We start from the raw sequence: 14,267 nt of genomic DNA on the forward strand, positions 1-14,267 counted from the left end.
ATGTTACAATAGGGTTTAGAAAACGTTATTGGAGCATTTAAATGAAACGATGGAAAGTGGCCCTAGTAAGTGCTAGCTTATTGGGGTGTTTTTTTACTGTAGTGGAGGCAGCAAAAGCAGAAGAGGGAACTTGGCAAGGAAAGACCTACCTCAAAGCTGATGGAAAACCAGTAACCAACCAATGGATCTTTGACCAAACGTATCAGAATTGGTTTTATCTTAAGGCTGATGGACAACGTGCAGAAAACGGCTGGCTGACTGTTGCTGGTAAGGACTACTATTTTGATGCTAATGGAATCTTGGCTACAAATACTTGGGTCAACCAATATTATGTCAATGCTAATGGTGCCAAGGTCAAGAATCAATGGGTGTTTGACCAAGAAAAACGGTCCTGGTATTATCTCAAGTCTGATGGTCGGAAAGCTCAAAATGAGTGGATCCAACAAGGTCAGGAAAAATATTACCTTAAAGAAGATGGGAAAATGGCCAAAGATGAGTGGGTCACTCAAGGTGGAAACGAATACTACGTTAATTCTCAAGGTAAAATGCTGAAAAGTACTTGGCTTGGTAAGACCTATTTGTCAGAAAATGGTAATAAGGTCAAACAAGGTTGGATCTATGATGCTAATTATAGCAGTTGGTTCTACATTCAACAAGATGGTACCTATGCTGAAAATGGCTGGCGAACCATAGACGGAAAGGACTACCATTTCAAATTTGGAGGCTATCTTTCTACCGAGCGCTGGATTGGCCGCTTCTATGTTGCAAAGAGTGGAGCCAAACTGAAATCCGAATGGCTCTTTGATAAGAATTACGATTCTTGGTTTTACTTGAAAGCAGACGGTAGCTATGCCGAAAAAGGCTGGGAAACGATTAAAGGTAAAGATTACCATTTCAAATTTGGAGGCTATCTTTCTACTGAACGTTGGATTGACCGCTTCTATGTTGCAAAGAGTGGAGCTAAACTGAAATCCGAATGGCTTTTTGACAAAAATTATAACTCGTGGTTTTACTTGAAAGCAGACGGAACCTATGCTGAAAAAGGCTGGGAAACGATCAAAGGCAAGGATTACCATTTCAAATCCGGTGGCTACCTCTCCACAGAAACTTGGATTGACCGCACCTATGTGACGAGCAGTGGAGCAAAAGCAGGTAAAGGTTGGCTCTTTGATAAGAATTATAACTCTTGGTTCTATATCAACTCTGATGGAAATTATGCTGATAAAGAATGGATCTGGGATAATGGTTACTACTATCTCAAATCTGGCGGTTATATGGCTGCAAGTGAGTGGGTATGGTACAAGAACAATTGGTTCTACTTCAAGTCAAATGGAAAGATGGCTGAGAAAGAGCTTATCTACGATTCATCCGACCAATCATGGTATTACCTTAAATCAGGCGGTTATATGGCAAAAAACGAGACTGTAGATGGTCATACCTTGGATGCTTCCGGTAAATGGCATGTTGCGGATAAAACCAAATATTACAAAGTTAAACCCATTACAGCCTATGTCTACAGTGCATCTGGAGAAATCTTGAGTTACATTAATCAAGGAAGTATTGTTTCACTGGATAGCTCGACGCGAAAAGGCGGCCGACTTGCAGTTTCGATTTCTGGCTTGTCTGGCTATATGAATCAAAGTGATTTGACAGCAGTAGATGAAGGAAGCGAGTTTATCCCTCATTATACTAGTGATGGGAAATTCCTCTACCATGAACTCTCTCCTTATACGAGTATCAAAGTAGCTCCACACACATCTGCAATGATTATTGGTAAGAAGTACTACTCAACTGACGGAGAGCATTTTGATGGCTTTACCATTAAAAATCCTTTCCTTTATAAAAACTTGAGAGAACCAAGTAATTATAGTGCAGCTGAATTGGATAAACTGTATTCGATGATGAACTTGCAGGATAGTCCTCTTGCAGGTAAAGGAGCGACTTTCAAAGAGGCTGAGGAACGCTACGGTGTCAACGCCCTTTACTTGATGGCACATAGCGCTCTTGAAAGTGCGTGGGGACGCAGTCAAATTGCCAGAGATAAGAACAACTTCTTTGGTATTGCAGCCTATGATACTAGCCCATATCTATCAGCCAAGAGCTTTGATGATGTGGACAAAGGAATTCTCGGAGCGGCCAAGTGGATCCGTGAGAACTACATCGACTATGGCAGAGACCACCTTGGAAACAAGGCAACAGGAATGAATGTTCGCTATGCTTCCGATCCATACTGGGGTGAGAAAATAGCTAGCATCATGATGACCATCAACAGCAAACTTGGTGGGAAAGACTAATCAAAAGAAACCAACGGTAACTACTGAAAAGTGGTTATCGTTTTTGTTTTGGACATTGGAGGATAAATAGTATAATAACAGTCTCTTTATTCTTGAATAATTAACAAAATGATAGTAGAATGAAAGAGGGGATATTAATCTAATCACTATATAAAAATAAAGGAGATTTTTATGAAAAAGCTACTATCTTTCTCAATTGCCTTGCTTTCGATCACAACACTAGTTGCTTGTTCTGGACATAAGGTAGAATCAAAGGTTCCAGAAGAAAAAATTGAACAGAAGCAAATTAAGTTCGATGAGAAGTTGTTTAAAGAAGCTGGACTTTTGCCTTTTAAAAATGAAAAGCAGCTAGAACTTGGAGAATTGGATTCTAAATCACGCGCAACGGGTGCTCATATTCAACTTAAGGACAGAGATGAGCCAAATGAGAAGAGAGAGCCTAAGATAAGTTATAACCCGGTTGGTTGGCATAACTATAATTTTTACTATGGAGATGGTTCTAAAAAGGCATGGTTAATGAATCGAGGTCATTTGATTGGGTACCAGTTTAGTGGATTGAATGATGAAAAGAAAAACTTGGTTCCTATGACTAACTGGCTCAATGCTGGAACATATTATGGAACAGATAACACTAATCAAGAAAGCATGCTTTACTATGAAAATCGATTGGACTCCTGGTTGGCCAATCATCCGAACTACTATCTTGACTACAAGGTGACCCCAATCTATCAAAAAGATGAGTTGATTCCGAGACAAATTGAATTACAGTATGTGGGAATAGATGAAAATGGCAAACTCTTGGAAATCAAGTTAGGTGGTAGTAAGGAAAAGGTTGATCAGTATTCAGTGACGCATGTCGTTTTAGACAATGTTTCAGCTAATGCGGAAATCAATTATTTGGATGGTACTGCCAAAAATACAGTTGAAAACAAAGAAGAAAAAGCTAAGAAAGAAGCTGAGGAAAAAGCCAAGAAGGAAGCTGAGGAAAAAGCCAAGAAAGAGGCTGAGGAAAAAGAAGCAGCTGAAAAGAAAGCAAAAGAAGAAGAGCAAGAAAAAGCTCGCCAAGCCGCACAAGAAAAGGAAGAAAGCCAGGAATCAAACTCGCAATCAACAAATTCAGGTGGCTACTTCAGAGATAGAAAAGGGAGATGGCACAGACCAAATGGTAAATTTGCTTCTAAGAAAGAAATCAGAGAAGCTGGATTGCAGTGGTAGGAAGAATTTAGTAGATATACAGTCAAAAAGCCGTTGGGAAACGGTTTTTTGTTATAATTAAACTAAGAATGTAGCATTAAAGGAGAACATCATGACTTTTGAAGAAATCCTGCCTGGGTTAAAGGCCAAGAAAAAATATGTACGCACTGGTTGGGGAGGGGTTGAAAACTATGTCCAACTCTTTGACACTATCGAACAAAACGGGGTTGCACTTGAAGTGACGCCTTATTTTCTAATCAACGTGTCTGGAGAAGGGGAAGGTTTTTCCATGTGGAGCCCGACACCTTGTGATGTTTTGGCGACGGATTGGGTAGAAGTGTATGACTAGACGTGTATTGATTACGGGAGTAAGTTCAGGGATTGGTCTGTCTCAAGCACGACTCTTTTTAGAGAATGGCTATCAAGTTTATGGAGTTGACCAAGGTGAAAATCCACTCTTAGAGCGTGATTTTCACTTTTTACAGAGAGATTTGACCTTGGACTTGGAGCCAATTTTTGACTGGTGTCCTCAGGTGGATGTCTTGTGCAATACTGCTGGAGTTTTGGATGATTTCAAACCACTTTTGGAACAATCAGCCCAGGAAATTCAAGAGATTTTTGAAATCAACTATGTGACTCCTGTTGAGTTGACTCGCTATTATTTGACGCAAATGCTGGAAAATAAAAAAGGAATCATCATCAATATGTGTTCGATTGCTTCAAGTCTAGCTGGCGGAGGTGGTCACGCCTATACCTCGTCTAAGCATGCCTTAGCTGGCTTTACCAAGCAGTTGGCTCTAGACTATGCAGAAGCTGGGATTCAGGTCTTTGGTATCGCTCCGGGAGCGGTCAAGACAGCTATGACCGCTGCGGACTTTGAGCCAGGTGGGTTGGCTGACTGGGTAGCCAATGAAACGCCAATAAAGCGCTGGATTGAGCCAAGTGAAATTGCAAAAGTCAGTCTCTTTTTAGCTAGCGGTCACGCATCTGCCATGCAAGGACAAATTCTGACCATTGATGGTGGTTGGAGTTTGAAGTGATGCTTTGGTACAGTTTGCATTGTTCACTATTGGAGGTTAAAGATGGAACAAGATATATTTGGATTTGAGTTTCCAAGTTTCTACCATCAGTTTTTATTGGAATGGGACGAAGTAGATCCTTATGAGATTGGTGACTCAGGTATCTGTTTATATGCTAAGGAGGATCTCTTAGAGTGTAATGAGACCTATCAGATAGAAGTAGATGAACCAGACTTCTTTATGATTGGTCAAGAGGGAGATTTGGCCTACTTTATCAAGAAAAATGCTGATGATTGCATTTATGAAAATGATTTGGGTGCTTTGGGCTCTTTAGAAATGCAAAAAGTTGCTGCAACTGTCTATGACTTTATTGACAAGGTCTTAGAAAAAAGATTGTAAAAACCGGAGGGATAATTATGCTGAGAGCAACAGATGCGAATGAGGCAATTACAAGAGAAGACCTTTTACAATTTGAGGAGAACCTTGGAAAGAAATTGCCGGAAGCCATGTTAAACTTTTATCTCAAGTACAATGGTGGTCAATCTTGTGTGTCTGGTGTTCATGATGACAAACATCTCTTTCCTTTCAATGCTTTTTATTCATTAGAGGAGATGGAGAAGGCCCTCAACTGGTTTGACGATGAGGTTGTTCCTGCCGGATTCCAGGCTAAAGACCTCCTTCATTTTGCCTATGATCCTGGGTCTGGAAACTATGCTCTGTCTCTAAGGGAAGAAGATTATGGCAAGGTTTACTACTATGTTTTAGAAGAAAGAGCTGAGATTTTTGGTCAATGGCTTTCATTTGAGGCTTTTCTGACTAGTTTTGTGGAAGGTGAGTAGAAATAAAAGGAGCAATCATGCGTAAACACCAATTCTTTTCACTAGCAGATATTTTAGAGCAAGTTAAGTTAGAACAATGTACTCAAGATGACTTTTGCCTCTATGGCAATGATGAAGGGAATTTGGATCTCGATAGCCTTTATTTTGGTGTCGGATTATCCAGTTGTAGTTGATGATAAAGATGTTTACCCTGTGGAAGTAGTAGAGAAAAATCTTAATCTGGTATATTATGGTGAACAGTTGATTGATGTTTTGATTGTAGCCTTGGATGAAAAGCCAGGCGCAAGCCCCCATGACTTGGTCGATGCATTGAATTACTATAATTGGAATGATACGTTTATGCCCTTTGCCTAGTAACTAAGCTGGATTTACATAGTTCCATTAAGTATAGGCGAATACAGTAAGGAGTTAAGATGAAGCTGATAGAAGTATTTGAGCTAGTGGAAAATCATCCAGATTTAAAACCCTATGTAGAAAAGATTTTAAAAAAGCACAAGAAGACCAACTGTTCCTACCTTGAGTCTCTTAATCACCTTGCTTATTTACTCTATCTAGATGGTCAAAAAGAACTAGCTAAAAAGTTGTTAGATATTTTGCTACAAATTCCCTTTGAAGGAGATTATAATAGTTGGACCTTTGTTGAGAGTTCAATAGTCTTGTTGGCCTATATGGAAAAGCAGACGGAAAATCAGGTATCCATCTATCAAAATCTCCTTTTAAGTCCACTAGATTCTGGGGAAGAATCAACTAGAAAAATAAGAAGGAGAGTACATCAGAGATTTTTGAATGGTGATACTTTGGAACAAAAGCTTGCAAAAATCGAGCAAGCTTCAACCCTTACATCTGAGATGGAATGGTGCTTACTTTATTTAGCAGACTTGTTAAAACTTCAGTTGTTTAGTGCGGAATCAACTCTGGACGAGGCGGATATCCAGTCTAAAATAGAAGAACAAATCGAAAGATTACAAAGCTTTATCAAGGAGCAGGGGATGTATGTACTTTTTCCATTTAGGGTATGAGGAAGTGTAGCTAAATTTGAAGGATGGAAAGAGGGGAAGAAATGAAAAACCAGCTAGCCCTTAGTGGCGAGAAAATCGCTGAAAAAGTTTATCCTCAACTATTTCACCACATTGGCATGATTCGTGGGGAATACTTGTTGAGAGAGCTCAACCAAAACATCCTGTTACCAAGTTGTCAGCAATTTGTAAAAGATTATCTAGACACTATTTGCTCCTTGTATTCAGATGAAGAGGTATGGTATCGTTTTTCAGAATTAACGAATACAGAAGCCAATTGTTTAGTGGGAACTAAAGAGTTTTTGGATGAAAATCATCCCTTGTTTGGATACAGAGGAACTAGGCGTTTACTGGCGTGTCCGGATGAATTTCAGGCTGAGGCAAATGTCGTTACAGAAGAGTTTATCAAACCAATCCCAATCTGTCTGTTATTTTTCCTTTTGTCAATGATGCCGACCAATTAAAACAAGCTATTAGAGTATTGCGTGAGTATGGTTTTACCGGGAAAATCGGCACAATGATTGAATTACCGTCAGCTTATTTTGACTTGGACAGGATACTGGAAACTGGTATTTCAAAGATTATAGTTGGAATGAATGATTTGACTTCTTTTGTTTTTGCGACTGTGAGAAATAGTCAATGGCATGATATAGAAAGTCCGATTATGTTAGATATGCTGAGACAGATGCAGGATAAAGCAAGGATGAAAAAAATTGACTTTGCTGTAGCAGGCTATCTGAATGCCTCTTTCATACAACAAATGAATCAGATGGGTATCAAATGCATTATCCACTACAGTTCTATTCCAGAGATTTTTAATTTAGAGATTGACCATCCAGAACACCTCAAACGTGTAAAAAAAGTAAGTAAAAAATTACAAAGGAGCAACCCATGACACCGCAAGAAATGTGGAAAGCATACAAGCAAATCAACTCCTCTATCGGCGATGAGATAGATGCCTGGGCTTTTGGAGTGCAAGCCGATCTCTTGGCAGACTTAGTTCTAAGAGGCGAAAAGACAGCAACCGCCTCAGCCTATGATCTTTATGCAGTTGATAACGAACCACTTCCACGAGAAGGAACATTTGACGTCATTTTAGATGGCCAAGATCGGGCTGTCTGCATTGTCGAAATTACAAAGGTTTCCGTTCAGCCTTTCAATCAAGTTTCTGCTGAACATGCTTTTAAGGAAGGGGAAGGTGATAAATCCCTAGCCTATTGGCGTCAGGTTCATGAAGACTGTTTCGCCGAGTGGCTGAGAGAGGTTGGGCTGGCTTTTACACCTGACAGCAAAGTTGTTTTGGAAGAATTTCGCAAGGTTTACCCTCTGTAGACAGATGGAAGGAAGAAAGTTTTGGAAATCACCGTCCAATCCTTTTTTCTCAAGCAAAACATGATATAATAAGTTTGTTTGAAGAAGAGTAGCAGCTCTTAAACTTAGAATAGGAGAAAACTATGCAAGCAGTTGAACATTTTATTAAGCAATTTGTTCCTGAACATTATGATTTATTTTTAGACTTGAGTCGTGAGACCAAAACGTTTTCTGGTAAGGTGACCATTACTGGTCAAGCACAGAGTGACCGTATTTCCCTTCACCAAAAAGACTTGGAAATCACTTCTGTAGAAGTCGCGGGTCAAGCTCGTCCGTTTACAGTTGACCATGACAATGAAGCCCTTCATATTGAATTGGCTGAGGCTGGTCAAGTTGAACTGGTTATTGCTTTTTCAGGAAAAATCACAGACAACATGACAGGGATTTACCCTTCTTATTACACAGTTGATGGTGTCAAGAAGGAAGTCTTGTCTACTCAGTTCGAGAGCCATTTTGCGCGTGAAGCTTTCCCATGTGTGGATGAGCCCGAAGCCAAAGCAACCTTTGACCTCGCTCTTCGTTTTGACCAAGCAGAAGGTGAATTGGCCTTGTCAAACATGCCAGAGACTGACGTTGAAAACCGCAAGAAAACAGGCATCTGGAAGTTTGAAACAACACCTCGCATGTCTTCTTACTTGTTAGCCTTTGTAGCAGGTGATTTGCAAGGGGTGACCGCTAAAACTAAAAACGGTACCCTCGTAGGTGTCTACTCAACCAAAGCTCACCCATTATCTAACCTTGATTTCTCACTAGATATTGCCGTTCGCTCAATCGAGTTTTACGAAGATTACTACGGAGTTAAATACCCAATCCCTCAATCTCTTCATATCGCCCTCCCTGACTTCTCAGCAGGTGCTATGGAAAACTGGGGTCTGGTGACCTACCGTGAAGTTTACTTGGTTGTGGATGAGAACTCAACCTTTGCTAGCCGTCAACAAGTTGCCCTAGTTGTAGCACATGAGTTGGCTCACCAATGGTTTGGTAACCTCGTGACTATGAAATGGTGGGATGACCTCTGGCTCAATGAAAGCTTCGCTAACATGATGGAATACGTCTGTGTCGATGCCATCGAACCAAGTTGGAATATCTTTGAAGACTTCCAAACAGGTGGTGTTCCAGCGGCACTTAAACGCGATGCGACTGATGGCGTTCAGTCTGTTCACGTTGAAGTCAAACACCCGGATGAAATCAATACTCTCTTTGACGGAGCTATCGTCTATGCCAAAGGAAGCCGTCTCATGCACATGCTTCGTCGTTGGCTCGGCGATGCTGATTTTGCTAAAGGTTTGCATGCCTACTTTGAAAAGCACCAATATGGAAATACCATTGGTCGTGACCTATGGAATGCCCTTGGTCAAGCTTCAGGTCGTGATGTTGCAGCTTTCATGGATTCTTGGTTGGAACAGCCTGGCTATCCAGTTCTCACTGTCAAAGTTGAAAATGATGTCTTGAAGATTTCACAAAAACAATTCTTTATCGGTGAGCATGAAGACAAGAATCGTCTCTGGGTGGTGCCACTCAACAGCAACTGGAAGGGTCTACCAGATACACTTGAAACTGAAAGTATCGAAATCCCTGGCTATGCTGCTCTTCTTGCTGAAAACGAAGGAGCACTTCGTCTCAACACTGAAAATACAGCCCACTACATTACAGACTATCAAGGAGACTTGTTAGAAGCTGTTCTTGCTGACTTAGAAACACTTGATAACACAAGCAAACTGCAAATCGTTCAAGAACGTCGTCTGCTTGCAGAAGCAGGGCATATTTCTTATGCGGACTTGCTCCCAGTCCTTGATAAACTTGCTAAGGAAGAGTCTTATCTGGTGGTTTCAGCTGTTTCTCAAGTGATTTCTGCCCTTGAGCGCTTTATTGATGAAGGAACAGAAACTGAGAAAGCCTTTAACCGTCTGGTTGCTAAATTGGCTCGTCATAACTATGCCCGTCTTGGTTTTGAAGCCAAAGATGGTGAATCGGATGAAGACGAATTGGTTCGTCAGTTGGCTGTTTCTATGATGATTCGCTCAAATGATGCAGAAGCTAGTCAAGTCGCTAGTCAAATCTTTGCAGCTCACAAGGAAAATCTTGCAGGACTTCCAGCAGCAATTCGTGCTCAAGTGCTCATCAATGAAATGAAACACCATGAGACTAAGGACTTGGTCGCAACTTATCTGGACCTCTACACTCATGCGACGGATGCGGTCTTCAAACGCCAGTTGGCAGGAGCTCTTGCATACAGTACAGATGCGGACAATATCCAAACCTTGATCGGCTCATGGAAAGATAAATTTGTGGTGAAACCACAAGACTTGTCTGCTTGGTATTACCAGTTCCTAGATCATCAAACAACTCAAGAAACTGTTTGGGTATGGGCGCGTGAAAACTGGGATTGGATCAAGGCAGCTCTTGGTGGGGACATGAGCTTTGATAGCTTTGTTATCCTACCTGCCCATGTATTTAAGACAGAGCAACGCTTGGCAGAGTACAAGGAATTCTTTGAACCACAACTCTCTGACCTTGCTCTTAGCCGAAACATCCGTATGGGAATCAAGGATATCGCAGCGCGTGTTGACTTGATTAAGCGTGAGAAAGCAGCAGTCGAAACTGTTGTAGCCCAATATGCCAAAGCTTAATTCGTTCAAAATGTAAACAAAAACTCAACTTTCTATCTGAAAAGAAGAGAGAGTTGAGTTTTTTTTAAGGCAATTTTGGTATAATAATCATAATAAGGAGGAGTTTCTGATGATAAAAATCTTATTAGTAGAAGATGACCTAGGTCTGTCAAACTCAGTATTTGACTTTTTAGATGATTTTGCAGATGTCATGCAGGTCTTTGATGGAGAAGAAGGTCTCTACGAAGCTGAAAGTGGCGTCTATGACTTGATTCTGCTTGACCTCATGTTACCTGAAAAAAATGGCTTCCAAGTCTTGAAAGAATTACGTGAAAAAGGAATTACAACCCCTGTCCTTATCATGACCGCTAAGGAAAGTTTGGATGACAAGGGTCATGGATTTGAATTGGGTGCGGATGACTACCTCACCAAACCTTTCTATCTAGAAGAACTCAAAATGCGGATCCAAGCCCTTCTCAAACGTTCAGGTAAGTTTAACGAAAACACCTTGACCTATGGGGATATTGTCGTCAACCTTTCAACGAATGAGGTTAAGGTGGAAGACACGCCTGTGGAACTACTCGGAAAAGAGTTTGAGTTATTGGTTTATTTCCTTCAAAATCAAAATGTTATTCTTCCTAAGACGCAAATTTTTGACCGTCTATGGGGATTTGATAGCGATACGACGATTTCCGTTGTAGAAGTCTATGTTTCAAAAGTTCGTAAGAAATTGAAGGGGACAGCCTTTGCTGAAAATCTTCAAACCTTGCGTAGTGTCGGGTATATATTAAAAGATGTTCAATAAACTAAAAAAAACATGGTATGCGGATGATTTCAGCTATTTCATTCGAAACTTCGGAGTGTTCACCCTGATTTTCTCTGCTATGACCTTGATTATCCTTCAGGTCATGCACTCGAGTCTCTACACCTCTGTAGATGAAAAACTACAAGCCCTTAGTAGTAGTCCTCAAGCGGTTATCCAGTTAGCCCTGAATCGGGCCACCGAAGAGGTCAAGGATATTCAACCCGCAACAGCGGATGCCAGCAAGGCTGAAATCAAGACCAATGTTAGCTCTAATACAGAAGTTTTGCTTTTTGATAAGGATTTTAACCAACTCTTACTGGGCAATCGCTTTTTAGGCTTGGACAAGATCAAGCTGGACAAGAAAGAGTTGAATCACATTCGCCAAATCCAAGTTGTCAATAGCTATGGTCAGGAAGAAACCTACCGAATGGTCTTGATGGAAACCAATTCATCCACTGTTTCAAGTAATGTCAAATATGCGGCGGTTTTAATCAATACCAGCCAGCTTGAGCAAATCAGCCAAAACCACGAGCATTTAATTGTTGTAGTTATGGCTAGTTTCTGGCTCCTATCTTTAATTGCCAGTGTTTACCTGGCACGTGTCAGTGTCAAACCTCTGCTGGAAAGTATGCAAAAGCAGAAGTCCTTTGTTGAAAATGCGAGTCACGAACTGAGAACGCCTTTGGCCGTTTTACAAAATCGTTTAGAGACTCTCTTTCGAAAACCAGAGGCAACGATTATGGAATCCAGCGAAAGCATTGCTTCTAGTCTTGAAGAAGTTCGCAATATGCGCTTCCTCACGACCAATCTTCTCAACCTTGCACGTCGAGATGATGGAATCAAACCAGAAATAGCAGAAGTTTCTCCACAATTCTTTAAAACAACCTTTGCCAACTATGAGTTGATTGCTTCTGAAAATGATCGTGTTTTCAACTATGAAAATCGAATTTATCGTCCATTCATGACCGATCAGTTGCTCCTAAAACAGCTCATGACCATCTTGTTTGATAATGCCATCAAGTATACCGAAGAAGATGGAAAGATTGAGTTTGTGGTCCATGCTACGGATCGCCACCTCTATCTATCCGTAACGGATAACGGAATTGGGATTTCAGCTGCCGATAAGAAGAAAATCTTTGACCGCTTTTATCGTGTAGACAAGGCGAGAACTCGTCAGAAAGGCGGTTTTGGTCTAGGTTTGTCTTTGGCCAAGCAAATTGTTGATGCCTTACGAGGAACGATTACCGTTAAAGATAACAAGCCTAGAGGAACAATTTTTGAAGTTAAGATTGCTATTCAATCTCCTCCCAAACGTAAGAATAAATAAAAAGACAGTTCTATAACTGTCTTTTTTGATAACTAGAAAAGAGGTTGGTACCACTACCAACCTTTATTTTGAAATTTTTCGTTTAATGATCTTTCGTTGGAGTTGGAGGAGTGCCAAGCTTGCCCCTATAGCAGCAACAAATGATAAAGCTGTGTTCAATTTTAAGGCTAAAAAGATAAAACTAAAAAACACCATAAAAATACAAAAACAAGCAATATTTACAAAAAATAAAATTTCTTTTAAATTGGAGCTAACAGGAGCTTCCAGTGTATAGTCTTGATAAAGCGGAGTTTGATTCGATTCGGGAGTTTGTTCAAACTCATAAGCTTCTAATTTTCTTGCGGGCATGATTCTCTCCTTAACAGTACATAACTATTTTATCATTTTTTATGCAGAGAATTATTACAGGATTGTTACAAAACTACTAAAGTCTCTTATCATCTTCTAAGTCACTCTTCTTGACACCCACTAGAGAAAGTGATAGCATGGATGTTACACTTAAAACAGATGACCTGACCTTCTCTATTATAAATATACTGAGAAAGGAAAGGATAACTTATATAAATTGATAGCAAGCTGAGGCTTTTTCCTAAGATGATTTGTTGAGTTGCTACCCTGATTCATTTTAAAAGAATAGGTAGGAGTTGTTTTGAATGGATGGAAGGACAGAGATTCTGTCTATTGGACTGGGTGGCCTTCTTGCTACCTCTGGGGGAAAGTTAAAGGAGATAAGCATGTATCTTGCTATCAAAGAAATAGTACGAAACAAACTTCGATATAGTTTGATCTTAACGACCATTTTTCTTATCGCTTTTATGGTCTTTTTTATGACCAGTCTAGCTCTTGGTCTCGTGCGAAACAACCGAGCCGCTATTGATAACTGGCAAGCAACGGGTGTCGTTTTATCCGACTACGCAAATGATAATTTGACAGCGTCCTTTATTCCTGAAAAGGACTACAAGGATAAAAATTCTGAAGAGGCCGCTCCATTGGGCTATATGTTTGCTGTAACCAATCTAGTCGATGGTAGTGAAAAGGTCAATGTTTCCATTTTTGCTCAAGAGTGGGACTCTTTTATCTCTCCTAGTTTGACGGAGGGTCGTTATCCTGAAAGAGATGATGAGGTTGTTGTGGATCAGTCTTTTGAGAACTATGGGATAAAGCTAGGTGATGCCATTCAGCTTAATGGAAGCGAGGCAAGTTACAAGATTGTAGGCCTGACTCAAGGAAATAAGTTTTTCACCGAGCCTGTTGTCTTTACGAGTCTGACAACTTATTGGACCTTACAAGGAACCTTGAAAGCCAATCGTTCTATCTCTGCCTTGGTATTGAAAAATGACATAGAGGTGGTTGGCGATGGACTGAAACAGATTTCCATTCCAAAAATGATATCGAAAATTCCTGGCTACACACCTCAGGTTAATGTATTTTCAGGGATGATTCTTGCTATGATTGTTATCACAGGCTTGATTGTGGGGATTTTTGTTTATATCATTACCATCCAAAAACTAGGTCTTTATGGAATAATGCGAGCTCAAGGGATACAGATCAAAACCATTGTATGGTCTCTATTCTGTCAAATCTTCCTCCTAGCTGGTATGGGGATTGCTTTAGCCTTGCTGGCAATCGGAGGAGTGATTTTAGTCTTACCAGCTACCTTCTTTTTCTATCCAAGTTGGATTGCCTACTCTGTCCTAAGCTTGGTAATTTCCTTGATGGCCCTTCTAGGTGGTGTCATTTCACTTCCACGCTTGCTAAAGGTGGACCCGATTACTGCGATTGCAGAGTGATAA

Annotated in this window: 14 protein-coding genes and 1 pseudogene; 14 read left to right on the forward strand and 1 reads right to left on the reverse strand. The window is 40.5% G+C overall.

Translation table 11 applies throughout. From position 1 onward, the window contains the following. Positions 1 to 41: 41 nt before the first annotated feature. From M1F74_RS02240 to M1F74_RS02300, 13 genes and pseudogenes are all read left to right on the forward strand, one after another. Positions 42 to 2,294 carry a glucosaminidase domain-containing protein gene (locus M1F74_RS02240; protein ID WP_247946170.1) on the forward strand — a complete coding sequence of 751 codons (2,253 nt, stop codon included), beginning with the start codon at positions 42 to 44 and terminating at the stop codon, positions 2,292 to 2,294. A gap of 171 nt (positions 2,295 to 2,465) precedes the next feature. After that, a complete protein-coding gene (locus M1F74_RS02245) occupies positions 2,466 to 3,509 on the forward strand; it encodes a DNA/RNA non-specific endonuclease (protein WP_000735450.1) in 1,044 nt (347 codons plus the stop codon). 91 nt (positions 3,510 to 3,600) lie between these two features. Beyond that, a complete protein-coding gene (locus tag M1F74_RS02250) occupies positions 3,601 to 3,837 on the forward strand; it encodes a DUF2829 domain-containing protein (protein WP_247946171.1) in 237 nt (78 codons plus the stop codon). After that, on the forward strand, positions 3,830 to 4,528 hold the full coding sequence (locus tag M1F74_RS02255; protein WP_247946172.1) for a 3-oxoacyl-ACP reductase: 699 nt from the start codon (positions 3,830 to 3,832) through the stop codon (positions 4,526 to 4,528). The genes M1F74_RS02250 and M1F74_RS02255 overlap by 8 nt, the downstream gene beginning before the upstream one ends. Before the next feature lie 42 nt (positions 4,529 to 4,570). Next, on the forward strand, positions 4,571 to 4,906 hold the full coding sequence (locus M1F74_RS02260) for a hypothetical protein (protein ID WP_247946173.1): 336 nt from the start codon (positions 4,571 to 4,573) through the stop codon (positions 4,904 to 4,906). Positions 4,907 to 4,923: 17 nt separating this feature from the next. Then, positions 4,924 to 5,346 (forward strand): SMI1/KNR4 family protein, encoded by a 423-nt coding sequence (locus M1F74_RS02265; RefSeq protein WP_084875422.1) that lies wholly within the window; start codon positions 4,924 to 4,926, stop codon positions 5,344 to 5,346. Positions 5,347 to 5,448: 102 nt separating this feature from the next. Then, entirely contained in the window at positions 5,449 to 5,700 is a 252-nt protein-coding gene (locus tag M1F74_RS02270; RefSeq protein ID WP_247946174.1) for a DUF7716 domain-containing protein, read from the forward strand. Positions 5,701 to 5,759: 59 nt separating this feature from the next. Beyond that, complete coding sequence (locus tag M1F74_RS02275) at positions 5,760 to 6,365, forward strand: DUF6707 family protein (RefSeq protein ID WP_247946175.1); 606 nt, start codon at positions 5,760 to 5,762, stop codon at positions 6,363 to 6,365. A 41-nt stretch (positions 6,366 to 6,406) separates the two neighbouring features. After that, a pseudogene (locus M1F74_RS02280) lies at positions 6,407 to 7,312 on the forward strand (putative PEP-binding protein). Continuing rightward, complete coding sequence (locus M1F74_RS02285; protein ID WP_000188804.1) at positions 7,254 to 7,694, forward strand: ASCH domain-containing protein; 441 nt, start codon at positions 7,254 to 7,256, stop codon at positions 7,692 to 7,694. Before M1F74_RS02280 ends, M1F74_RS02285 begins: the two are co-directional and overlap by 59 nt. Positions 7,695 to 7,816: 122 nt before the next feature. Then, positions 7,817 to 10,363 (forward strand): M1 family metallopeptidase, encoded by a 2,547-nt coding sequence (locus M1F74_RS02290; protein WP_247946176.1) that lies wholly within the window; start codon positions 7,817 to 7,819, stop codon positions 10,361 to 10,363. Between the two features lie 109 nt (positions 10,364 to 10,472). Then, positions 10,473 to 11,147 carry a two-component system response regulator CiaR gene (ciaR, locus tag M1F74_RS02295; protein WP_000590630.1) on the forward strand — a complete coding sequence of 225 codons (675 nt, stop codon included), beginning with the start codon at positions 10,473 to 10,475 and terminating at the stop codon, positions 11,145 to 11,147. Further along, the gene (locus tag M1F74_RS02300) at positions 11,137 to 12,474 is read left to right on the forward strand and encodes a sensor histidine kinase (protein WP_007521609.1); all 1,338 of its coding nucleotides are present in this window, start codon (positions 11,137 to 11,139) and stop codon (positions 12,472 to 12,474) included. The genes ciaR and M1F74_RS02300 overlap by 11 nt, the downstream gene beginning before the upstream one ends. 63 nt (positions 12,475 to 12,537) lie before the next feature. On the opposite strand, the gene M1F74_RS02305 is transcribed toward M1F74_RS02300, so the two are convergent. Next, positions 12,538 to 12,822 carry a DUF3270 domain-containing protein gene (locus M1F74_RS02305; RefSeq protein WP_084872933.1) on the reverse strand — a complete coding sequence of 95 codons (285 nt, stop codon included), beginning with the start codon at positions 12,820 to 12,822 and terminating at the stop codon, positions 12,538 to 12,540. 386 nt (positions 12,823 to 13,208) lie between these two features. Here M1F74_RS02305 and M1F74_RS02310 point away from each other — a divergent pair, with 386 nt between their 5' ends. Continuing rightward, the gene (locus M1F74_RS02310) at positions 13,209 to 14,264 is read left to right on the forward strand and encodes an ABC transporter permease (protein ID WP_247946214.1); all 1,056 of its coding nucleotides are present in this window, start codon (positions 13,209 to 13,211) and stop codon (positions 14,262 to 14,264) included. The last annotated feature ends 3 nt before the right edge of the window (positions 14,265 to 14,267 follow it).

The sequence above is a fragment of the Streptococcus oralis genome, from assembly GCF_023109315.1.
GTDB lineage: Bacteria > Bacillota > Bacilli > Lactobacillales > Streptococcaceae > Streptococcus > Streptococcus oralis_BS.

What these genes read in the sequence shown, in the direction of transcription:
- M1F74_RS02240 (WP_247946170.1), top strand. Translation starts at nt 42, where the DNA reads ATGAAACGATGGAAAGTGGCCCTAGTAAGTGCTAGCTTATTGGGGTGT.
- M1F74_RS02245 (WP_000735450.1), top strand. Translation starts at nt 2,466, where the DNA reads ATGAAAAAGCTACTATCTTTCTCAATTGCCTTGCTTTCGATCACAACA.
- M1F74_RS02250 (WP_247946171.1), top strand. Translation starts at nt 3,601, where the DNA reads ATGACTTTTGAAGAAATCCTGCCTGGGTTAAAGGCCAAGAAAAAATAT.
- M1F74_RS02255 (WP_247946172.1), top strand. Translation starts at nt 3,830, where the DNA reads ATGACTAGACGTGTATTGATTACGGGAGTAAGTTCAGGGATTGGTCTG.
- M1F74_RS02260 (WP_247946173.1), top strand. Translation starts at nt 4,571, where the DNA reads ATGGAACAAGATATATTTGGATTTGAGTTTCCAAGTTTCTACCATCAG.
- M1F74_RS02265 (WP_084875422.1), top strand. Translation starts at nt 4,924, where the DNA reads ATGCTGAGAGCAACAGATGCGAATGAGGCAATTACAAGAGAAGACCTT.
- M1F74_RS02270 (WP_247946174.1), top strand. Translation starts at nt 5,449, where the DNA reads ATGGCAATGATGAAGGGAATTTGGATCTCGATAGCCTTTATTTTGGTG.
- M1F74_RS02275 (WP_247946175.1), top strand. Translation starts at nt 5,760, where the DNA reads ATGAAGCTGATAGAAGTATTTGAGCTAGTGGAAAATCATCCAGATTTA.
- M1F74_RS02285 (WP_000188804.1), top strand. Translation starts at nt 7,254, where the DNA reads ATGACACCGCAAGAAATGTGGAAAGCATACAAGCAAATCAACTCCTCT.
- M1F74_RS02290 (WP_247946176.1), top strand. Translation starts at nt 7,817, where the DNA reads ATGCAAGCAGTTGAACATTTTATTAAGCAATTTGTTCCTGAACATTAT.
- ciaR (WP_000590630.1), top strand. Translation starts at nt 10,473, where the DNA reads ATGATAAAAATCTTATTAGTAGAAGATGACCTAGGTCTGTCAAACTCA.
- M1F74_RS02300 (WP_007521609.1), top strand. Translation starts at nt 11,137, where the DNA reads ATGTTCAATAAACTAAAAAAAACATGGTATGCGGATGATTTCAGCTAT.
- M1F74_RS02305 (WP_084872933.1), bottom strand. Translation starts at nt 12,822, where the DNA reads ATGCCCGCAAGAAAATTAGAAGCTTATGAGTTTGAACAAACTCCCGAA.
- M1F74_RS02310 (WP_247946214.1), top strand. Translation starts at nt 13,209, where the DNA reads ATGTATCTTGCTATCAAAGAAATAGTACGAAACAAACTTCGATATAGT.